Raw genomic sequence first — 21,746 nt, forward strand, 5'->3', positions numbered from 1 at the left:
AATCAGGCATGCGCAAACGCCGGGTTGAACATCGAAACCGCTTTGGCTTCCAGGAACGACTGTCCCATCAGATATTCATCCACCGCACGAGCCGCTTCACGTCCTTCGCTAATCGCCCACACCACCAATGATTGTCCGCGGCGGCAGTCACCGGCTGCGAACACTTTTTCGTTGGAAGTGGATTGATAACCATTCGTTTTAATGTTGCCGCGTTCGTCAAATTCCACTTCTAGATCGTTCAAAAGGCCTTCTTGTTGCGGATGCAGGAATCCGGCTGCCAGAAATGCGAGGTCGCAAGGAATGTTTCTTTCGCTTCCCGGAACCTCTTTCATTTGCATACGGCCCGTTTCAGGATCTTTTTGCCAATCAAGGTCAACGATTTTCAATTCTTTCAAATTGCCGTTTTCGTCGCCTACAAATTCTTTTGTATTGATAGACCAATGTCTGTCGCAGCCTTCCTCATGCGAAGTTGAAGTCCGCAGCATCATTGGCCAGTTCGGCCAAGGCGTGCTGGAATCGCGGTCTTTTGGCGGAATCGGCATTAGTTCAATTTGTGTAATAGAAGCAGCACCATGACGGCCGGATGTTCCCACACAGTCAGAACCCGTGTCGCCGCCACCAATTACAACCACATGCTTATCTTTTGCAATGATCTGTCCGTTTGTATAAGGCGCGCCGCGGTGATCCACTTGTGGTTCAATGCCAGCCACGCGTTTGTTTTGCTGGCTAAGGAATTCCATCGCGAAATGAACGCCTTTCAGGTTACGCCCATCGATCTTTACATCTCTTGGCACGGTTGAACCCATCGTCAGTAATACCGCGTCAAATTCATCCAGAAGTTCATTGGCTTTCACCGTCACGCCCACATTCACGTTGGTGCGGAATTCAACGCCTTCTGCTTCCATCACCGCTAAACGGCGGTCTATAATGCTTTTTTCAAGCTTGAAATCAGGAATTCCGTAACGAACCAGTCCGCCGATTTTATCCGCTCGTTCCATCAAAACCACCCAGTGTCCGGCCTGGTTGAGCTGGTAAGCAGCCGCCATTCCGGCAGGGCCCGATCCTACAACGGCTATTTTTCTGCCTGTGCGGATTTTCGGGATTCGTGGTTTTACAAGATTCAGTTCAAATGCTTTTTCTATGATCGCTTTTTCAATGTATTCAATCGCCACGGGCGGTTTATTGATGCCCAACACGCAGGATGCTTCGCAAGGAGCTGGGCAAATGCGGCCTGTGAATTCAGGGAAATTGTTGGTCGACGATAAAATTTCGTAAGCCAGCGCCCAGTTTTCATCATACACCGCGTCGTTGAACTCGGGGATAATGTTACCTAGCGGGCAGCCATTGTGGCAAAAAGGGATTCCGCAGTCCATGCAACGGGCTGCCTGCTGTTTGGAATGAGAGTCGGTAGGGGCAGTTTCAATCTCACGATAATCTCCAAGGCGCTCGTCGACGCTTCTCTTCTTTGGCAACTCCCTATCAAACTCTAAAAATCCGGTTGGTTTTCCCATTCTTATATGCTTATTAAATCGTTATTCTATTTGAAAAAATGGCTTTGCTAAATGTGGTAACCGCTTACTGGTGAACCACATCCACAACGATGTCTTTGTAAACCACATTCTTATCGGCAATCTGCTGCGCCAATGTAATGCCGCGTCCTTCCAATGCTTTCTTGAAATCGGCAGGCAACACTTTCACAAATTGCTTCACCGATTGCTCCCAGTTCTGGATCAGCTGGAATGCAATGTTGCTGGTCGTATACTGGAAATGTTTGTCCAGATATTCGCGCAAGATGCCTTTATCTTCCTCATTCAGCGGGTCAAGCGAAACCATTTCCATGTTCACTTTCTCTTTAAATGTGCCGTCTTTATCCAAAACATAAGCCACACCGCCAGACATTCCCGCTGCAAAGTTCCTTCCGGTTTCACCCAAAATTACTGCCAAACCGCCTGTCATGTATTCCAAACCGTGGTCACCCACACCTTCTACAACCACTTTTGCACCTGAGTTACGCACGCAGAAACGTTCTCCGGCTGTTCCTCTGATGTAAGCATCGCCCGAAGTCGCGCCATAGAAAGCAACATTACCAATGATAATGTTCTCTTCCGGTTTGAATTTCGAGTCGCGGTCTGGGTAAACGATCAGTTCAGCGCCGCAAAGTCCTTTTCCGAAATAGTCATTGGCGTCGCCTTCCAGTTCCAGACGAAGCCCGGCCGTGTTAAATGCACCAAAGCTTTGTCCGGCTGTTCCGCGGAATTTGAAATGAATGTTGCCTTTTGCAAGGCCAGCACCGCCGTATTTTTTAGAAATTTCATTCGAAAGCATTGTTCCAACCGAACGGTTCAGGTTGTTCAATGGGAATTCAGCGTAAATTTCGTCCTGGCTGTCCAAAGTAGGCTGCGCCGCTTTGATCAGATCCCAGTCGATAATGCTGTCCATGCCGTGATCCTGCTCTTCCTGCTTGAATTGCGCCACAGAAAGGTCGCCTTCTTTGTATAGGATGGCGTCGAAATTCAGGTTTTTGTATTTCCAATGCTTGATATCATTGCGCAGTTCAAGATATTGTGCCTGCCCAACCATCTCATTTACAGTTCGGAAACCAAGTTGTGCCATAATCTCGCGCAACTCTTCGGCCATAAAATGGAACATGTTCACCACGTGCTCGGGCTTACCCGAGAACAATGCACGCAATTCTTTGTTTTGCGTTGCAACGCCGACAGGGCAAGTGTTTAAATGGCATTTGCGCATCATAATGCAACCTGCCGCAACCAATGCAGCCGTCGCCACGCCCCATTCTTCTGCTCCCAGCATGGCCGCAATCGCAAGGTCACGACCTGTACGAAGCTGACCGTCAGCCTGAACGGTAACACGCCCGCGCAATTTGTTTTTAACCAAAGTCTGGTGCGTTTCCGCAAGACCAAGTTCCCAGGGCAAACCTGCGTGACGGATCGAGCTCAATGGTGAGGCTCCCGTTCCGCCATCATAACCGGAGATCAGAATGTGGTCCGCGTGTGCTTTCGCCACACCCGAAGCAACCGTTCCAACACCAGCTTCCGAAACCAGTTTCACACTGATCCTAGCCTGACGATTTGCATTTTTAAGGTCAAAAATCAATTGAGCTAAATCCTCAATCGAATAAATATCGTGGTGGGGCGGGGGAGAGATCAAACCTACGCCCGGCGTCGAGTGACGCGTGCGGCCGATCCAGTCATCCACCTTGAAGCCCGGAAGCTGTCCGCCTTCACCCGGTTTTGCGCCTTGTGCTGTTTTGATCTGCAACTCGCCCGCATTGCTCAGATAATGGCTGGTAACCCCGAAACGTCCGGAAGCAACCTGCTTGATCTGCGAATTCATGCTGTCGCCATTTGGCAAAAGATTGTATCGTAATTCATCCTCGCCGCCTTCGCCGGAATTGGATTTTCCACCGATCCGGTTCATGGCAATGGCCAATGTTGTATGCGCTTCCCACGAAATAGAACCAAATGACATGGCTCCCGTAGCAAAACGTTTGAAGATCGCTTCCACCGGCTCCACTTCTTCAATTGGAATGCTTGTTCCTTTTTTGAAACGAAGCAATCCGCGAAGCGTAAGCGCCTTATGGCTTTGATCGTCAATCAGTTTTGAGTATTTCTTAAATGTTTCGTAGCTGTTTGTTTTGGTAGACTGCTGCAACAAATGCACCGATGCCGGGTTGAAAATGTGCGCCTCGCCGCGTTGTTTCCATTGGTAAAATCCACCCACTTCCAGCTTCGGTTTCGAATCCGGCGTTTCGTGGTAAGCCACTTTGTGACGCACCAGGATTTCACGCGCTATCTCGGAAATACCCATTCCGCTGATGCGGGAAATGGTTCCTGTGAAATATTTGTCGACCACATCTTTGTTCAAACCAACGCATTCGAAGATCTGAGCGCCCTGGTAAGACTGCAATGTTGAAATCCCCATTTTGGAGAAAATCTTCAAAAGCTCCTTATTAACGGCCTTAATGTAGTTATAATGCAGTTTTTCGTCCGTAAACTCACCTTCAATCATCTTCTTGCGATTCATGAACGAAAGCGTTTCAAATGCCATATAAGGGCAAATTCCCGCAGCACCATAACCGATCAATGCGGCCACATGGTGCGTTTCCCAAACATCACCCGCTTCAACCAAAAGTCCCACTTTTCCTCTCAATCCTTCGCGGATCAAGTGGTGGTGAATGGTTGCACAGGCCAGTAATGAAGGAATGGGCGCGTGATCCGAGTCAATGGCACGGTCGGAAAGGATCAAGATTTCAAACCCATCTTCAATCGCGTCCGTTGCGTAGCGGCAAATGCGCTCCAATGCTCTTTCCAGCGCCTTTCCGCCTTCGTCAGCGCGGAAATAGGTGTTGATTGTTTTTGCCTGGAAGCCGTCTTTATCCACAAAACGCAGTTTGTCAAATTCCTGCACCGACAAGATCGGATGCGGAAGCGCGATCTGGCGGCAATGTTTCGGCGTCTCTGTTAATATATTTTCAGTTCCACCCACAAAAGAGATCAGCGACATAATCGAACGTTCGCGGATCGAGTCAATTGGTGGGTTGGTAACCTGTGCAAAAAGCTGTTTGAAATAATTAGACAAATGCTGGCTTTGCTCCGAAAGCACCGCCAAAGGCACATCCGTTCCCATCGAACCAATTGCTTCCTGACCAGTCTGGCCCATAGGAGCCAGGATCATGCGCAAATCTTCCGAAGTGTAACCAAATGCAACCTGACGTTTTAGCAATGCATTGTCGTCATAAGCACGGTAAGTTCTGATCGGGTGATCCAATTGATCCACGTGCAACTTGTTCTCATCCAGCCACTTCTGATAAGGTTGGCCTGAACAAACGGCTGCTTTAATTTCTTCATCAGGAATAATGCGGCCTTGTTCCATATCCACAACGAACATCCGTCCCGGCTGCAAGCGACCTTTTGTCACAACTCTTGACTGATCCACTTCCAAAACACCAGCCTCAGACGCCATAATGATCGTGTCGTCGTCCAAAACCCAATAACGGGAAGGGCGAAGGCCATTTCGGTCAAGCGTTGCGCCCACCATTTTACCATCTGTGAACGAAATGGAAGCCGGACCGTCCCAAGGCTCCATCATTGCAGCATTGTATTCATAAAATGCTTTGCGTTCGGGATCCATTTGCTCGTTTCCGTCCCATGCTTCGGGAATAAGCATCATCATTACGTGTGGCAATGAGCGGCCCGAAAGGTGCAGCAACTCAATGGCATTGTCCAGGTTTGCGGAGTCAGACTGGTTTCTGTCGCAAATCGGGACGATCATGTCCATTTCTTCTTTTGTAAAAAACTCAGAAGCAAATGATTTTTCTCCGGCGCGGATCCAGTTCACATTTCCTTTTACCGTGTTGATCTCACCGTTATGCGCAATGTAGCGGAACGGCTGAGCAAGCTCCCAGGAAGGGAATGTGTTCGTTGAAAAACGCGAGTGAACAACCGCAAGGGCCGAAACCACCGATTCGTTTTCCAGATCCGGGAAGTAATATTTAAGTTGGGCAGTCGTAAGCTGACCTTTGTATGAGATTGTGCGGCAGGAAAGCGAAGAGTAATAGAAGCTTCTGCCCACGCCGATAACCGTATCCCGGATAATGCGCGCAGAAACCTGACGCAGAATGTAAAGTTTTCTTTCAAAGCCAAGATCATCCGTTACATCGTCCGGACGCTTGATAAACATTTGCTCCACATGCGGCTCCACAGACAGCGACCCTTCGCCCAATGTGTTGTTCAGCGTAGGCACTTTCCTGTAACCTAGTATATGAAGGCCCAGCTTCTTCGCCTTGCGGCTCAGAATGTCGCGGCACTCCTCGCGCATAATTTCATTGCCCGGGAAAAAAATCATCCCCACGCCATATTCACCGGCGGGCGGGAGCTGAAAACCAAGCTTGGAACATTCTTCAACAAAGAACTCGTGTGGAATCTGAATCAAAATGCCTGCGCCATCACCAGTGTTCGGATCAAAGCCCGTTGCACCCCTGTGTTCCATGCGTTCAAGCATGTGAATGGCGTCAGCCACGATCTGGTGTGACTTGCGGCCCTTGATGTTAGCCCGGAAACCTATACCACATGCATCATGCTCAAATTCCGGACGGTACAGTCCCTGATTTTCTACCATTGGTTCAGACATTTGCGACATTAATCGAAGATTCTAGAGTTGACAAATTCGTAAATAGAATTTGTTTAAATAAGCAATTAAAAATTTTTAAGAAAGGGCCATCCCGTTATGAATTGGGTAAAGCCACGCAAGATAACCATAAAAGATATTTGGCCGAATACCGAATTGGCAAAATTTTCTATCTGTATAGGAATTTGATTTTTTTATCACAATTAATATAGAAATATTGATAAATGGACTAGTGCTTTTGGTGATTAGTTATTAAATTCATAATCAAAAACCACTATAAAACCGTCTTAACTAAATCCAAATAATGTCTTGTTAAAATAATAAATCTTTCTGTTATGACCAAAAAAAGCCCAGCCTTGAAAGGCTGGGCAATTGTGTTTGTGAAATTTTTGTGCTGGTTATGGCTCTTTGGATTCGCTTACATTATCGTAATCTTCATCATCGTAACCATCGTCGCCGGCACCGAATTCATTTTCCAGACTATGCATGAAAACGGCGTCAATGGCTTCCTCTTTGGATGGCAAAACTTCCATATCCGGAATTTTCAGGTCTTCCAGCAAATCCATAAAATCATCGTCGCGCGTCACGATCACGAGCAGGCCAAGGTCATTGGCGCAGAGCCAGTTTATTTTTTTCAAAATCGCAGTCCCCGCCGCATCAACCGATTTCACAGGCTGCATATTGACGATCAGGTTGTGGTAACCTTCACGGAAAATTTCGCGCGCCGTTTCCTCAAATGCCGCCGGGACGTCACCCGCAAATGCTGGCTCTTCCAGCTCTATATATACAAATTGTTCTTTCTTTTCCAGTTTATAGTTCATTTCAATTTTCTGTTTTGTTCAAACAAGATTTTTAATAAAATATCAACAGAATGGGATTATAGTGCGCTCAGAATCGCTTTTTCAATGCGTTTCAAAGGGTTGTCCAGGTTGTTTTTCTGAAACTTGTTACCTGTTACTTTTTCAAATAATTCAATGTAGCGATCCGAGATCAGCTGCACGCGTTCGTCGTCCATTTCCGGCACATTTTGACCGTCTTTTCCCTGGAACCCGTTCTGTATGAGCCATTCCCTTACAAATTCCTTGCTAAGCTGTTTCTGGGGAAGTCCCGCCCGCTGGTTTTCCGCATATACGTCGGCGTAGAAATAGCGTGATGAATCCGGCGTGTGGATTTCATCGATGAGGTAAATTACGCCATCCAGTTGGCCAAACTCATATTTTGTATCCACCAGGATCAGCCCCTGATCGGCAGCCATTTCGGTTCCTTTGGCAAAAAGCGCAAGCGTATATTTTTCCAAATGCTCGTAATCATCTTCGCTTACCAGACCCTGCGCAAGTATTTCTTCACGTGAAATGTCCTCGTCGTGTCCTTCGTGCGCCTTTGTGGTTGGCGTAATAATTGGCTGAGGAAGTTTATCATTTTCCTTCAATCCATCGGGCAAAGCAACACCGCAAACCGAACGTTTTCCAAGCGAGTATTCGCGCCACGCATGCCCGGCCAGATAGCCGCGCACAACCATTTCCACAGGATAAGCCTGGCATTTCAAACCAATGCTGACATTCGGATCGGGCACTTCTTGGAGCCAGTTAGGCACAATGCCCGACGTTGCATTCAGGAAATGCGCTGCGATCTGGTTCAAAACCTGTCCCTTATAAGGAATGGCACGGGGCAAAATCACGTCGAAAGCCGAAATGCGGTCGCTGGCAACCATCACAAGCTTTTTTTCAAAGGAATACACGTCGCGGACTTTGCCTTTATAAAAACCCGTCTGGCCAGGAAATTGGAAATTGGTTTCTGGAATGCTATTCATCTTTTTATAGTAAAAATTACCACTCTATTTCGTCTTGTTTTGCTGTTTTAGACTTGTATTGCTTCCTTCTGAGCTGGTAAATATATTGCGATTCGTTTGATTTCATGGCATCCAATATCGCACGGGCCTGTTCCTCAGACATATTCATTTCCCGCAAACTTCGCAGCAGCTCCTCTTTCTGCACATCTTCGGCCACTTCCCGCGTTTCCGGTTTCGGCTCCGGCGGCGCAGGCTGGTTGCACTCCGCAATGGCATCACGCTCCGATTTTTGTTTCTTATTATTCTGGTCAGAAGGCTTGTCGACGCCTGAAAATGCTTTTTTCAAAACAATGTAATTGCTCCTTGCCAGGCTGTTTCCTGGTTCCAGCCGTAGTGCTGTTTTCAAATGATCGAGCGCGCTTACCGTATCCTTTTCATTCACTCGAATTAATGCGATTTGGCTGTTCGCAATGGATGCAATGGTGTTATCATCAATGTGATCCAGCAGTTCGTAATGTTTCAGCGCCAATTTGTAATTGCCCATCTGATAGTAGGAGTGGGCCAGATTCAGGCGCGCCGCTGGGTCTGAAAAAAGGGAGCCGTACGTAATTTGGTAATACAAATCGGCCGACTGCTTGAATTGTTTGTTGTTATATGCCTCCTCTGCGCCCAGTTTCCGCTCATTGGCCTTGGTAATGGAGTCAAATGTCCGATTATCCCAGAGCCAAAGCAGAATATAAAGAATAATGGCGGTCATAGGCGGTCGATTTGTGTCGCAAAAATAAGCATGAATCCTTACAGTCGGAACGTTCCGATGGTAATTAAAACGTCCAGCAGGATCAGGATCAGCGCTGCACCCAGGAAATAATAGTATTTGTTACTCACCACCGTAATCGTCCGCGAATCGACCAATGTTCCCTCCGCCTGGTTTACATCATTAATGAGTTTCAACATTTCATTTTTTGAATTATTCAGCTCATAATAAGTGCCTCTGGCCGCGGTTGCCATCGTTCTCAGGAAATTTTCATCCAGTTTGCTGATCACCAGTTTGTCGTTTTTATCCATCAGCGGCTTGCCGTCTTGCTGGATGCTGATGCCCACTTTCGTCCCCACCGCCACCGTGTAAACGCCTATTCCAAACCGACGTAAATTGTTATACAACGCCCCGCTGCAAGACGAATTATTCTCGCCATCTGTAAAAAGGATCATCATTTTAGAACGCCCGCCGGGATCGGCAGCATTCATTAATTTGTTGTAAGCCAGCTCGGTTGCACTGCAAATGTTCGTCCCGCCCGTCGCCAGTAGATCCGTTTGTAAAGATTGAATAAACAATTCCAAAGCAGCGCCATCGTAAGTCAGCGGCACGTGAATAAATGCTTCATTGGAAAAAATAATGATCCCGATCCGATTCGCCCGCTCATTCTGCACAAATCTGTTCATCTCAAATTTCACTTTTTCCAACCGCGACGGCGTAACATCCGCTGCGTCCATGGATTTGGAAAGGTCTACGATCAGAAAAATGTCCTTGCCCTTTGACTGAATCTGCCGGTCGGCCTCTCCAAACGACGGTCCGAGCAAGCTGATAATCAATAATGCGAATGTGATGGATCTTAAAAAGAGTTTCAGGATAAGGGTCCTTGCGGTGGTTTGCAGCTGCCGGGCGATGCGGACGGTGCGGATAATGTAGGCTGTGTAGATTAGGATGAAAAAAAATATGAAAAAAAATTCAGTGGTGTCAAAGGGGTAATTCCAGTTCATAATGAACGCTTTGGGTAATTTAAAATTTTTCAAAAATAGGGAATTGTGGCTTCTGATAAAGTTTTTTTAGGGAAATGTTTGTTTTTCTGAACGGCAACCTTCTATATTTGCAACCCAGAACGGAAAGAAGGAGGGATGGGTGAGTGGCTGAAACCAGTAGTTTGCTAAACTGCCGTACTCGCAAGGGTACCGCGGGTTCGAATCCCGCTTCCTCTACACCGATCTAAAATAAAGTAAAAAGAGGGGCTGACCTTTGACGAAATCAAGAATCGGCCTAGCAAGTAAAAATAATTCGGGGAGTGGCGCAGCCCGGTAGCGCATCTGGTTTGGGACCAGAGGGTCGCAGGTTCGAATCCTGTCTCCCCGACATAATAAAATAAGGAATGATAGGTAGCGCATCTGGTTTGAGACCAGAGTGTCGCAGGCGGCGCCCGCTGGCGTTCGAATCCTGTCTCCCCGACATCGAAAAAAAGGCAGTAAGCCGTATGCAGATACTGTTTACTGCCTTTTTCTTTGAAAAAGTAAGTTAGAATTTTGGTCCGGTAGCTCAGCTGGATAGAGCAACTGCCTTCTAAGCAGTAGGTCATGTGTTCGAATCACATCCGGATCACGCAAGCACTTAACATTTGTTAGGTGCTTTTTTTATGCGCCGACAAATAATTCATACTGACCGGAAAATTTGTAAATTGTGTCTAGTTGAGGCCTGGGTATTTCTTTGTGAAATAACATCAAACATCTCCCAGCAAACTCATGAAAACAAAACTGTCGGACATGACGACCTTTGAACTGCGAGAAGTTAGCCACTGGGATGAAGCTGAAAAAATTCAGTCAGAGATTCTCATGTTGGCCGAAGACGAAATCGAAGGCATTCTTATTGTCTACACGGGCCAGCAAGGCGACCATACATTAAGTATCATACCGTCCCTGAATGTTTCCGGTTATGGCATTGATGAGGAGGATTCCGTAAACGCGTTAAAGGAAAATTTAGAGACGCTTTTTGAGGATCTGTTCGGTGTCAGCGAGTCCGAGCGGAAAGATGAACTGTCCAAGATGGGATGGAATCCACAGCCATCGTCGAACCAGCCGCTTGCCTGGCTCCACTTTGACGAAAAAGAAATATTACAAAATTTCGATTTTCCTGAGCAAGTAAAAACCTCCATCTTACAAGCTGCATAGTTGGGAAATAATCGGCCTGTTAAGCTTAAAGACTGGATACGTTTCCTCGAAGCGCACGGATGCCATTATTTACGTATAAAAGCATCTCATTAACATTGGAAATGCCCAAGATGTCTTCGAACCATCACCCATAGACCTGCGTATAAAGATATTCCCACACTTCATTTGAAAACCAATCTTGCCACAATGGGGAAATCGTTGGAGGATCTTTATGATTGGATTGAGACAAATTGACAAACAGCTTGCCACTTAGACTGATTATAATACTTAAGAGTCAATTTACTGCTCATAGCGTACTGAAACGTTAGGCAGCGACTTTGCAACCTTGTCAAGTTCATTGAAAGTAATCTTGTTCAGTGAGCCTCTCATTCCAAAATTAACTATATCGGATTCTGATTTGTCGAAACGCGATAAAAAATGCTTGCCTGTGAAGTGAACTTCTTTTCTGCGTATTGAAGTCAATATTCTTAGTTCGATTGATCCCTTTACTGCCTTACGCTCCGTGTTTATAAGCCCAAGTTCTTTATCTGTTTTAGCTAAGGCGTATCCTTGATCTATGAGGTGTCGTGCCAACGCTCTATAGACATCCGTGAGCTGAGTCGTGTCAGTAGAGACAATGATAACTTTCGCGTTTTTAGGTGGATCTTGTGCGCTCAACTTGCTTATTGTCAGGAGCACTAGAAAAGCTAGAATTCTCATCATAGATATGTAATTAACCAATTATGAAAATGAATTACATGATTCTAAATGAAAACTCATAATAAGAACTGTCCTTCTTTTTCAAGAAACAAAAAATACCTTTTACCAGTTTGAGTTATCCAAACTTTTCTCCATCTTTGGTCAATGAAACATTTTAGCTCTATGGAGGAGGCTTTCAAATGGTGGATTACTGAAATTTATCCAACATTGCCAGCAAATAGAAAGACTGGACATTTAAAAAATGCTTGGAGAGACTATACCTATAGTTTAGGAATATCTGAGAAACGCATGAAACAAATCCTTTCCGAGTTCGGAAAAGTGGATGTAAAAACTTTGGTAACATTCACTCCCGAATAATTTTTCATGTCAAATAAAGTTTGAGTTTTCCAAACCAACACAATATTAAAAAACCCGGTTATCGCCACTTCGAAATTTTGACAACCGGGAAGTTTAACCTTAAACAATTAAACATTGTAAATGTATGACAACGAACCAAGAATCAAAAACAAACTACGATCCAACATTAACAAACCGTAAAATGGGTTCGTTAAGAGAAGAGATGCTTGATGTGCAAATGGAACAGCTCGTTGTCTGTATCCGGAATTTCTTCGATGAAGGTGATGCCTGCGAGCCGGTTTGTTTTCTGAATGACCTGATGAAAAACAGCTTTTCTAACGCGGAAGGTTTAAGAATATCAAGCTTTTTAATGCAGTTGCAGCGATTTGATAAATGTATTGGCGTTTTGCAGGCGCGTAATTGAGATTTGGATTTTGGATTTTTAGGGTTGAGAAACCTTGTATACAATATATTTAGCCGATCGCTTGCTCATTTCAACCGAAGGGTAACGGTCTGCATTGCTGCTAGGGCAGGCGCGTAACATTTAATATCTTTAAGAAACGAAACTCAACTTACAATGATACAAACAACAAAAACATCGGATGCAAAAGTTGTGTCAGAAGTCGAAAGGGATGCTAAGCAACCTGCTATTCTTAGAATGCTGGATGACAAGCGGGCAATTCACGGTTATTTTCAGGGGGATATTTCAATCGAGGAACTGAATGCCAGAGGAATTAAATTTATCAAACCATGATAGATTCTTCGAAGCCAGACTGTCTTACAATTTTACGACTAGTTCCGGAAAGCAGTATTCAGCGTTTTTTACAGCGACAAATTATTTTGAGAATTCCTTAAATACAAATGAACATATAGTAAGCTTTGGCTTTTCTCTGAACGAGAGGGGAACCAAAGCTTTTATTTTGGATGACAATTGTAGTTTGAAACGTGTAGCCAGAGTAGATTCGATGGTTCGAAACACAATTTTTGCCATCATCAATCAATTCCTCAGTAATTATCCGTCTAAGGCCATTGTTTTCATTTGCGACAATAAAGATTCAAGAGAACGATGCCGCCAAAAATTGTTTAGCGATTGGTATCAACAATCTGTCAGATTCAGGCTTACTGCAATCAGGAAGTATGACCTAGATTTGCATGGCGTTGAGACATTCTATGGACACGTGTCCCTAATTCTTCGGGATGATCATGTTCTTCACGATCAAATCAAAGAAGTCTTTTTAACCTTGAGTGATAACTTGATTTCTAAGAATTATTGAGTTTCTCACATTTCCCACTCTTTCCTTCCCCCACCTTCCCCCAACTGCTCCGAAGGGTTATTTACCGATCAATCACCCAAACCGACCACCCGGAAACTCCCTACCCAAAATCTGCCCGTATGGCACCGATTTAGCGCTTGCATATGTCAATCATTCAAGTGCTATTATGTGCAAAATTTTCTTTCTTTTCATGGCCGTCATTACTGTGCCATGCTTTTCTCAAACAAAAACACTCTGGGACGGTGAAGCAAATTCGGCTAGTTGTAATAAGGCCTACGGGTCTGTGGTTGCGGGATCCGATGCTTATGCTGGCGATGCTTGTTTCCGGGCGGAGCCGGATAAGTTTCATATGCCGAAAATTGGGTTTAATTGCAGCAATGCCTGGCGGGCGGATATTTCGGGGTTCGATGAACTTCGGTTTTTTATTAAGTCAAATCAAAACTCGCAAACCACTTCCATACGGCTTACCACTTACTTCGCGCAAAGCAATTGGGTTGATATTGGCCCGTATATACAGGGTGGGGCCGGGATCACAAGTGATTACAAAGAAGTCAGGTTTCCGCTGAAATTGTTAAAAAAGCAAGGTTATGACCTCAGTTCTATTGAATATCTTGAATTTGCAACCACCAACTTAAACCAGCTTTTCTACTTTATCGATGACATTCAGGTTGTCGACTTAGAATCGCCCAAGCTCTCGTTGCAGCCGGTTTCCAGCCGAGTTTTAAAGATCAGTGTTAATGAGCGGTTTGATACGACCGGGTGTTATAAGACGGCCAATTATAGTCTGACAAGCCAGACGGATCCGGCTTACCAGCAGCAACAACATCCTGTTAATATCGGCCGTCACCATTACGTCAAAGGATTATTACCTTCATCCGGGGCGCCGATTGTCGAGTACGAGTTGTATTTAATTTTTGATAAACCACTGATGAATGCTGGCTTATACCATTTGACAGTCAACGAAATAAAAGACTTATCTGGTAATGCGGCTTCGCTAGATACCACGTTCACTTTCAGTGACTTTGCAATTTATGGAAATTTAAAGGCCAACCAGGTTGGGTATTTGCCCGACAGTCCGAAGCTGGGCAAGCTGGGGAACTATCTAGGTGATGCGTGGTTTATGCCCATTGATTCGGTCAACACACCTGGTTTTGAGGTACGAAACGAGGCAAATCAAGTTGTTTTTAGCGGCATAAGTAAGTTTTTGAAAGCCGATTCATCATTCAGCGGCGAGTTAGTTTTCGACCTGGATTTTTCGGAAGTGACCATTCCAGGCACATATTATTTGTATGTAGAAGGTTACGGCCGTTCTGAAACATTCACCATTGCTGATGAAGTGTACGATGAATTACATAAACACACGGCCAGGGCTTTGTATTACCAGAGATCGGGAAAACTGGATGTGCCGCAGGCAGGAAACTGGCTTCGCGGCGGTTTGCCGGCGTCGGTGGCGGAAATTCATTCTTCTCACGCGTCGTCCTTGCTGCATAGTGCGTCCGATCCGGCTGTTGGCAGTAAAATTCCGATGACACAAGGCTGGCTGGATGCCGGTGACTACGGCCGGTATGTTCCCACGGCGGCGAGTGCTTTATTTATTCTTTTTACAGCATTTGAGCTGTATCCGCAAAAGTTTCCGGACAATTATTACAACATTCCCGAAAGTGGCAACCGCATTCCTGACCTGCTGGATGAGATCAAATATGAAACCGATTGGCTGAAACAAATGCAGGCACCAGATGGTGGCGTATATTTCCGGGTTACACCTGCCACCTGGTCGACCGGATTGCCGGAAGATGAGGTCAGTACACTTTTCGTTTCTGAAAAAACAACGCAGTCCACAGCACTTTTTGCAGCAACGATGGCCATGGCGGCTCGAAATCTGAAAGCCTATTTCCCCAATTACGCCCAGAATTGTCTTGATATGGCAAAAAAAGCCTGGGGTTTCTTGCAACTGCATCCGCAAGCATCAGCTCCTGTGAATGTTCCCGGCATTTCGGCCGGACCTTATCCGGATCCTATTGACCTGGATAACCGCGCCTGGGCGGCTGCCGAGCTCTATAAGACGACGGGCGAAGTCATGTATAACAATGCTTTCCTGGATTATTATGCCAAGATCCCTCACGAGTTCCATGCTACCATGAGCTGGGCACACCATACTTTCAAAGCGGCGTGGGCTTATTCTACAACCAAATTTCCAGTCAGTAAAGCTCCTGTCGCGGAGTTTAAGTCCAAGCTGATTACCGAAGTGCTGGTCAATTACAACCAGAGGACAATGGACATTCATGCGTATCACGGTGCATATCATCCTTTTAAGGGTTACATCGGCTACGGAACTTTTGGTATGGCCCAGAGCTATGCGTTTGACTACATTATGTTCAGTTATCTGCTGTCCAAGCCCGAACTGCTGGATCTGGCAAAAATTCAGCTAGATATTCCTTTGGGCAACAATCCATTGTCTAAAAGCATGATCACCGGTGTTGGCAAAAATGCCCCGAAATTTCCTCTGCATTGGTCAACGGTTCAAAACAAGTTCACGGAGCCAGTTCCCGGCATCCCGGTATTTGGCCCTGCTGCCTCGCTGGTTATGAACAGGCCGTCCAGCTTTGCAATTCAGGACACGGCAAACCGATATCCCTATGGTTTCAAAAAAGAAGGCCCTTATCCTGTGCTCCGTCGCTATACGGACGCGCGTGAGGCTGTTGAAATGTCGGAATTCACGATCCAGGAAATCGCTGTCACAATCGCTCCGTTTGCATTTTTCAGCACCGCCATCAATGACGAACTGCCAGTTAAATTTGCAAGCTTTGAAGCACAGGCCGAACAATGTCATGTAAACCTGCACTGGACAACCAGCGAGGAAGTCAATGCGGATTATTTCGTTATTCAGCGCAGTGCCGATGCGAAAACGTTCGAGGATATCGGCCGGGTAAGCGCAGTGGGATCAAGCAGCATATCTCAGCAATATCGTTTCACAGACTCCCTCCCTAATCCGCGTAACTATTACAGGCTCAAACAAGTCGATGTTGATGGACGATATCAACTTACGCGTATCCTTTATGCCCCGAATGTGTGCAATGGAATGAAAATAAATGTTTTGCAAAAGCAGCAAAACATTTATGAAATACAAACCGAGTCGACAGAAAATACGGATCTGCTCAAAGGTGAAATCGTTAACAAACGTGGGGTTCCCAGGAAGCGATTCGATATGAATCCAGGGATAACCACGCATTTCGACACATTCGATCTTCCAGCAGATATTTATATTTTACAAATCAAAAACCAGCAAGGATATCGATTGTACACGCAAAAATTGCTCGTTCGCTGACTGGTCCATGGCAACATTACTGCCAGTTGCTTGTCCAGTTATAAGGATCAGCTCCGGTGACACTGCCGCTAGTCGGATAGCCGGAACCATTCAGTAAGTATGTGTAATGCGTGGCAACAGGGTTTTTGGCAGGTTTTTTCAGATACTTATTTTCCATGAGGTTCAATGTCTTCGGAGGAAATAATTTTGCGTCCATTTTGAGATTGAACTGGCTGAAATGAGCAGACTTATCTGCATGTTTCAAATAGTATTCGTAGCTCACTTTATTCACAATCCCGCCATCCGCATCATAGCGCTCCTGGAAAGAAACATTTTGATCGTCATAGTAATACACCAGGTGGCCATCAGGTAGATTATTTTCACGATAATATTCCTTAACCACCTTTCCGGCCTGATAAATGTAATCGGTCTGTATCACATCCGTAATGTTGCCGCCGCTAGTGTAAAATGTTTCGACTTTCCTGGTTGCGTATTGATTTACAAGATCATACACAATGTCGGAGCTCTTTTTGCCGCCGTAAATGGTTGTGTAGATCACTTTGTCAGGGGCATAGGTCAAAGTTGTGACATACGCTCCGCCTTCGGTCCGGTAACTTTTGAGTGAATTATTCGCGTTGTACTGAATGTCCGTTATGTCATAGCCAGGCATTGTGGTTTGTAAAAGAAGCTGCCCCACAACGAATGCATTCGCATCCGTTTTTACGTTTTTAGTCATGGTAGGATCGGGCATTTTCTCACTTTTTTCACAAGAGAAAATAGCGATGGATAGGAGCAGGATCAGTCTCGCCGAGAGGCTGCAAGGGAATAGTTGTTTTGTCATAATAGCTTTACTTTTTCTGTAAATAGATGTTGCAATAAGGTGAAAACAGTTGTTAGGTTATTACCAACGAGGACGAACAGCCGGGGCCATTTATCAGGCGGCAACTGCCTGTTATCATGCGGTTGGCGACAATCTCAAATCAATTGTCCTGTTTCCCCTGTTTTTTAGCTTTTGGCAGATATTAATCGTATCTTACAAGATGGACAGCCGAATGTCCAGCGCATGCTTTATGAGACTTAGCAATGAAACCAACCCCAGAGCAGTTAAGAGACTTTTTTAAGTCTAATTTTTTCCAGGCTGATCAATCGTTTGAATATAACCAGGAGGCGGCGATAGCCGATTTTTACAGGCGTTTTTACGGAGCCGGCGACGTGGCGGATCCGATCCCTAACCCGCGTAAATGGCAGACAACCTATGTCAGGAAGTATGCTGTGAAGGCATTCATGCGTACGAAGGATGGGAACATTCATCACGTCATCTTCAAACAGGATTTAGATAATAATCTGATCACTAATTTTGACGGCTCGGCATGGCAGGGCGATCCGAACTTGGTAGATGTTTGGCAGGAGTACTATGAGTCAGACAATAACCTTGCAGTGAGTGGCTGGTAGTATTTTTTGGGGACTTTTGTGGAGGTAAATAGCAGGAGTGTAAAGTATTGTTTTTAAAACTATTCGAGAAAAGTAAAAAGTTGTATTTTAGCGACAACCGTAACCCACTATCAGAATATTATGAGCATACTTTACATTGATCATGAGATCAATAATCTCAACTCGTTTAAAGCTTCCTTCCGGAGAGACGCGACAATTTACCTCGCCGAAACCCTGGATATGGGCCTCAAAGTCTTAGAAGAAGAACAAATCGATGTCATTTTCGTCGATCACCAGATGCCTGATATGACAGGTCTGGAGTTTTTGAAAATGGCGTCAAAACAATATCCTGAAAGTGTCCGCGTCTTGCTCACAGGGCAGGCTTACAATGCTGAATTCAAGCACGCGAAAGTGAAAGGTTATCTCCACAATTTTGTTACGAAACCGTGGGACGAACAGGATTTAAGACGCCTGTTCATTACTGATATGATGTAAAACTTCTTAAAAATGCAATGAATGAGCGTGTTCCGACAAGGGGCACGCTCATTTTATTTAACGGGGTGCCGGTTATTGAAACGCTAAAAAAATTGCCACAGCAATATTTGTTGGAAATATTTTTTACATTGTGTTTTCAATATCAACATTCCTCATGAAATCGCTGATTCAGTCCAATTAGACTGTATTCGGTCATTTCATAACCCGGTAATCTTCCATTTTTATTTCCTGAAATATTCGATGAAAAGACGAGATTTTATGCAAATGACAGGAATGGGCGCAGGAGCTTTAATGCTTTCGTCCGTGCCTGTCGTGGGAAATCCTGTGAGCGCCGCGCATCTGCTCGAACCATGGATTGATGTCGCTGCCAAGAAAAAATTTGCAGAAATCGCCCTTAATGCGGCCAAAAGCAACGGCGCAACCTATACCGACGTCCGGATCGGGCGCTACTTACAGCAATATTTATTTACACGTGAAAAACAGGTTCAGAATATCGTGAATACGGAATCCTACGGCGTTGGGATCCGGGTAATAGCGAACGGAACCTGGGGTTTTTCGGCGACCAGCGACGTGACGGCCGAGGGCATTGCCAAATGCGCTGCAACGGCTGTGGAGATTGCCAAAGCGAATTCCAAATTTCAGAAAGAACCGGTCGTATTGGCTGAGCAGAAAGGAGTTGGCGACAAAACCTGGAAGACGCCGATTAAGAAAAATGCATTTGAAATACCCATTCAGGAGAAAATCGATCTGCTCATGAATGTGAATGGTGAGGCGATGAAAAACGGCGCGGGCTTCGTCACCTCCAATATGTTTTTTGTGAATGAACAAAAATATTTTGCTTCGTCCGACGGCTCATTTATCGATCAGGACGTGCACCGCATATGGCCTACATTTACGGTAACAGTCACCGATAAAGCTGCCGGTAAATTCAAAACCCGCGATGCCATCAGCTCGCCCATGGGCATGGGCTATGAATATCTGGATGGCTTAGCTTCGGAAAAAATCGCCGGCCCGAATGGTCTGGTCGGTTATCGGAACTCTTATGATATGGTGGAAGATGCGATCAATGCGGCCAGGCAGGCGAAGGAAAAAATGACTGCAAAATCGGTGCTTCCCGGCAAGTATGATCTGGTCCTGGATCCTAACCATCTTGGACTGACGATTCACGAATCCGTTGGGCACCCCACCGAGCTGGATCGCGTGCTGGGTTATGAGGCCAATTATGCAGGGACAAGTTTTGCAACATTGGATAAATGGGAGTCTAAAAACTTCGCCTATGGCAGCAAGCTCGTAAACATTGTGGCGGACAAAACGCAGCCGAATACGCTGGGGGCTGTCGGTTATGACGATGAGGGCGTGCCGTGCAAGGAGTGGGACATTATCAAAGATGGCGTTTTGGTAAATTACCAGGCTATTCGCGATCAGGTGAAGATCATTGGTGAAAAAGAATCGCACGGCTGCTGCTATGCCGATAACTGGAATTCTGTTCAATTTCAGCGGATGCCGAACATTTCGTTGAAGCCAGGCACTGAGAAACGGAGCGTAATGGACATGATCAAAGGCGTGGAAAAAGGCATTTATATTATTGGCCGGGGTTCATATTCCATTGATCAGCAGCGTTATAACTTCCAGTTTGGCGGTCAGGTGTTTTACGAAATCAAGAACGGGGCAATCACAGGCATGCTGGACGACGTTGCTTACCAGTCTAATACACAAGAGTTCTGGAATTCCTGTACGCAGCTTTGCGACAAGGACGATTACCGCACGTTCGGGTCGTTTTTCGATGGAAAAGGGCAACCTGCACAAGTGAGCGCAGTGTCACACGGAAGTTCAACGTCCCGTTTTGACGGGGTGAATGTGATTAATACGGGACGGAAGATATAATGATTGAATGATTCACCCATTCAAAATTAAACCAGCAGCAATATGGCTATTTTATCCAGAGACGAAGCGAAGAAAGTAATTGATAAAGTATTGGCATTTTCAAAAGCCGATGAAATAAGCGTGGGCCTTTTTGGCAACCGGACAGGCAACATTCGCTACGCACGCAATTCCGTATCCACAAGCGGAGAAACGACTGACCTTTCCTTGTCCGTAACGTCTGTTTTTGGCAAGAAATCAGGCACGTCAACCATTAATGAGTTTGATGATGCATCTTTGGAAAAGACGGTAAGACGGGCAGAAGAAATAGCCAAACTCGCACCCGACAACCCGGAATATGTCCCTATGCTTGGGCCCCAGCAATATCTGGAAACCAATTCTTTTGCAGAAAGCACGGCAGCAATCAATCCGGATTATCGCGCAAAAGCCGCTTTCGATAGCATTGATCCATGCATTAAGAAGAATCTGACTGCGGCTGGTTATCTGGAAGATGCGGCCGGATTTAATGCAATGGGCAATAATAAGGGGCTTTTTGGTTATAACAGATCTACCTCCATTGACTTTTCTATCACTGTTAGAACGGCCGATGGCAAAGGCTCCGGCTATGCGGCGCGGGATTACAATGATGCTTCCAAGCTGAGCACTGCTTCGGCAACAGAAGTTGCGATGCAAAAGGCGATGGCTTCTGCAACGGCAAAAGCATTGGAACCCGGCAAGTACACCGTAATCCTGGAACCGACAGCCGGCGTTGATCTTTTGGATAACATGATGCGCAGCATGGATGCGCGTAATGCGGATGAAGGCAGGAGTTTTTTGGGTAAAAAAGGTGGTGGAACGCGGCTCGGTGAAAAGCTTTTCGATGAGCGCGTGAATATTTACTCAGATCCTCAAAATCAGGAAATCCCCGGATCGCCATTCAGTGGCGATGGCAGGCCACAGGAGAAAGTGATATGGATAGAGAATGGTGTGGTTAAAAATATGTCGTACTCGCGCTTTTGGGCTCAAAAACAGGGTGTTAAGGCCATTGCTCCTCCATCCGGATTTATTTTTCAGGGGGGAAATGAATCGTTGGCTGATCTTATCAAAGGAACTGAAAAGGGCATTCTGGTAACTCGGCTTTGGTACATCCGCGCGGTGGACCCACAAACATTGCTTTACACTGGCCTGACGCGGGATGGCACATTCTACATTGAAAACGGGCAGATCAAATACCCGGTTAAGAATTTCCGGTTTAATGAAAGTCCGGTTATCATGCTCAATAATATAGAGGCGATTGGCAAGCCCGTCCGCGCGGGCGGCAACCTGGTACCGCCGCTAAAAATCCGCGATTTCACATTTACGAGTCTCTCGGATGCAGTTTAGCGCACATGACCACTCATGTATTTTTAAATTCCTTACATAAAAAGTGCATTGAATCTGTTGCAGCTTTTCGCTAGCTTATGCATTACGCCTTTTA

The 21,746-nt window shown here is 45.6% G+C and carries 18 protein-coding genes and 3 tRNA genes; 13 read left to right on the plus strand and 8 right to left on the minus strand.

What is annotated here, in order from left to right; genetic code table 11:
• Positions 1–2: 2 nt before the first annotated feature.
• From G395_RS0109690 to G395_RS0109720, 6 genes are all read right to left on the minus strand, one after another.
• The gene (locus G395_RS0109690; protein ID WP_026629862.1) at positions 3–1,511 is read right to left on the minus strand and encodes a glutamate synthase subunit beta; all 1,509 of its coding nucleotides are present in this window, start codon (positions 1,509–1,511) and stop codon (positions 3–5) included.
• A 64-nt stretch (positions 1,512–1,575) separates the two neighbouring features.
• Positions 1,576–6,159, minus strand: a complete 4,584-nt coding sequence (gene gltB, locus G395_RS0109695; RefSeq protein WP_084439535.1) for a glutamate synthase large subunit — start codon at positions 6,157–6,159, stop codon at positions 1,576–1,578.
• A gap of 386 nt (positions 6,160–6,545) precedes the next feature.
• Positions 6,546–6,968 carry an STAS domain-containing protein gene (locus tag G395_RS0109705; RefSeq protein WP_026629865.1) on the minus strand — a complete coding sequence of 141 codons (423 nt, stop codon included), beginning with the start codon at positions 6,966–6,968 and terminating at the stop codon, positions 6,546–6,548.
• A 56-nt stretch (positions 6,969–7,024) separates the two neighbouring features.
• Positions 7,025–7,957, minus strand: a complete 933-nt coding sequence (locus tag G395_RS0109710) for a phosphoribosylaminoimidazolesuccinocarboxamide synthase (protein ID WP_026629866.1) — start codon at positions 7,955–7,957, stop codon at positions 7,025–7,027.
• Between the two features lie 16 nt (positions 7,958–7,973).
• Positions 7,974–8,693 (minus strand): hypothetical protein, encoded by a 720-nt coding sequence (locus G395_RS0109715; RefSeq protein ID WP_026629867.1) that lies wholly within the window; start codon positions 8,691–8,693, stop codon positions 7,974–7,976.
• 38 nt (positions 8,694–8,731) lie between these two features.
• A complete protein-coding gene (locus G395_RS0109720) occupies positions 8,732–9,694 on the minus strand; it encodes a vWA domain-containing protein (RefSeq protein WP_026629868.1) in 963 nt (320 codons plus the stop codon).
• Between the two features lie 129 nt (positions 9,695–9,823).
• Here G395_RS0109720 and G395_RS0109725 point away from each other — a divergent pair.
• From G395_RS0109725 to G395_RS0109740, 4 genes are all read left to right on the plus strand, one after another.
• Positions 9,824–9,910, plus strand: a tRNA-Ser gene (locus tag G395_RS0109725).
• A gap of 77 nt (positions 9,911–9,987) precedes the next feature.
• A tRNA-Pro gene (locus tag G395_RS0109730) sits at positions 9,988–10,061 on the plus strand.
• A 169-nt stretch (positions 10,062–10,230) separates the two neighbouring features.
• Positions 10,231–10,304, plus strand: a tRNA-Arg gene (locus G395_RS0109735).
• A 140-nt stretch (positions 10,305–10,444) separates the two neighbouring features.
• Complete coding sequence (locus G395_RS0109740) at positions 10,445–10,870, plus strand: hypothetical protein (RefSeq protein WP_026629869.1); 426 nt, start codon at positions 10,445–10,447, stop codon at positions 10,868–10,870.
• A gap of 279 nt (positions 10,871–11,149) precedes the next feature.
• Here G395_RS0109740 and G395_RS0109745 read toward each other — a convergent pair whose 3' ends face one another.
• Entirely contained in the window at positions 11,150–11,572 is a 423-nt protein-coding gene (locus tag G395_RS0109745; RefSeq protein WP_026629870.1) for a hypothetical protein, read from the minus strand.
• 159 nt (positions 11,573–11,731) lie between these two features.
• Here G395_RS0109745 and G395_RS0109750 point away from each other — a divergent pair, with 159 nt between their 5' ends.
• The 5 genes from G395_RS0109750 to G395_RS29105 all read left to right on the plus strand — a co-directional run bounded on the left by G395_RS0109750 (position 11,732) and on the right by G395_RS29105 (position 16,504).
• Complete coding sequence (locus G395_RS0109750; RefSeq protein WP_229204117.1) at positions 11,732–11,926, plus strand: hypothetical protein; 195 nt, start codon at positions 11,732–11,734, stop codon at positions 11,924–11,926.
• 124 nt (positions 11,927–12,050) lie between these two features.
• Positions 12,051–12,329 (plus strand): hypothetical protein, encoded by a 279-nt coding sequence (locus G395_RS0109755; RefSeq protein WP_026629872.1) that lies wholly within the window; start codon positions 12,051–12,053, stop codon positions 12,327–12,329.
• Between the two features lie 153 nt (positions 12,330–12,482).
• Positions 12,483–12,659 carry a hypothetical protein gene (locus G395_RS32035; protein ID WP_157486635.1) on the plus strand — a complete coding sequence of 59 codons (177 nt, stop codon included), beginning with the start codon at positions 12,483–12,485 and terminating at the stop codon, positions 12,657–12,659.
• A gap of 211 nt (positions 12,660–12,870) precedes the next feature.
• A complete protein-coding gene (locus tag G395_RS33080) occupies positions 12,871–13,179 on the plus strand; it encodes a DUF6169 family protein (protein WP_374754379.1) in 309 nt (102 codons plus the stop codon).
• 190 nt (positions 13,180–13,369) lie between these two features.
• Complete coding sequence (locus G395_RS29105) at positions 13,370–16,504, plus strand: glycoside hydrolase family 9 protein (RefSeq protein ID WP_229204119.1); 3,135 nt, start codon at positions 13,370–13,372, stop codon at positions 16,502–16,504.
• A gap of 16 nt (positions 16,505–16,520) precedes the next feature.
• Here the strand turns inward: G395_RS29105 and G395_RS0109775 are convergent, their stop codons facing one another.
• Positions 16,521–17,324 carry a hypothetical protein gene (locus G395_RS0109775; RefSeq protein ID WP_157486637.1) on the minus strand — a complete coding sequence of 268 codons (804 nt, stop codon included), beginning with the start codon at positions 17,322–17,324 and terminating at the stop codon, positions 16,521–16,523.
• A 242-nt stretch (positions 17,325–17,566) separates the two neighbouring features.
• Between G395_RS0109775 and G395_RS0109780 the strand changes: the two genes are divergently transcribed.
• From G395_RS0109780 to G395_RS0109795, 4 genes are all read left to right on the plus strand, one after another.
• A complete protein-coding gene (locus G395_RS0109780) occupies positions 17,567–17,935 on the plus strand; it encodes a hypothetical protein (RefSeq protein WP_026629875.1) in 369 nt (122 codons plus the stop codon).
• Positions 17,936–18,055: 120 nt separating this feature from the next.
• Complete coding sequence (locus G395_RS0109785) at positions 18,056–18,409, plus strand: response regulator (RefSeq protein ID WP_026629876.1); 354 nt, start codon at positions 18,056–18,058, stop codon at positions 18,407–18,409.
• A gap of 240 nt (positions 18,410–18,649) precedes the next feature.
• On the plus strand, positions 18,650–20,293 hold the full coding sequence (locus G395_RS0109790; RefSeq protein WP_026629877.1) for a TldD/PmbA family protein: 1,644 nt from the start codon (positions 18,650–18,652) through the stop codon (positions 20,291–20,293).
• Between the two features lie 42 nt (positions 20,294–20,335).
• Positions 20,336–21,652: a TldD/PmbA family protein gene (locus G395_RS0109795; RefSeq protein WP_026629878.1), complete on the plus strand. Its 1,317-nt coding sequence runs from the start codon at positions 20,336–20,338 to the stop codon at positions 21,650–21,652.
• Positions 21,653–21,746 lie beyond the last annotated feature (94 nt).

This window comes from Dyadobacter alkalitolerans DSM 23607, from assembly GCF_000428845.1.
GTDB classification, from domain to species: Bacteria; Bacteroidota; Bacteroidia; order Cytophagales; family Spirosomataceae; genus Dyadobacter; species Dyadobacter alkalitolerans.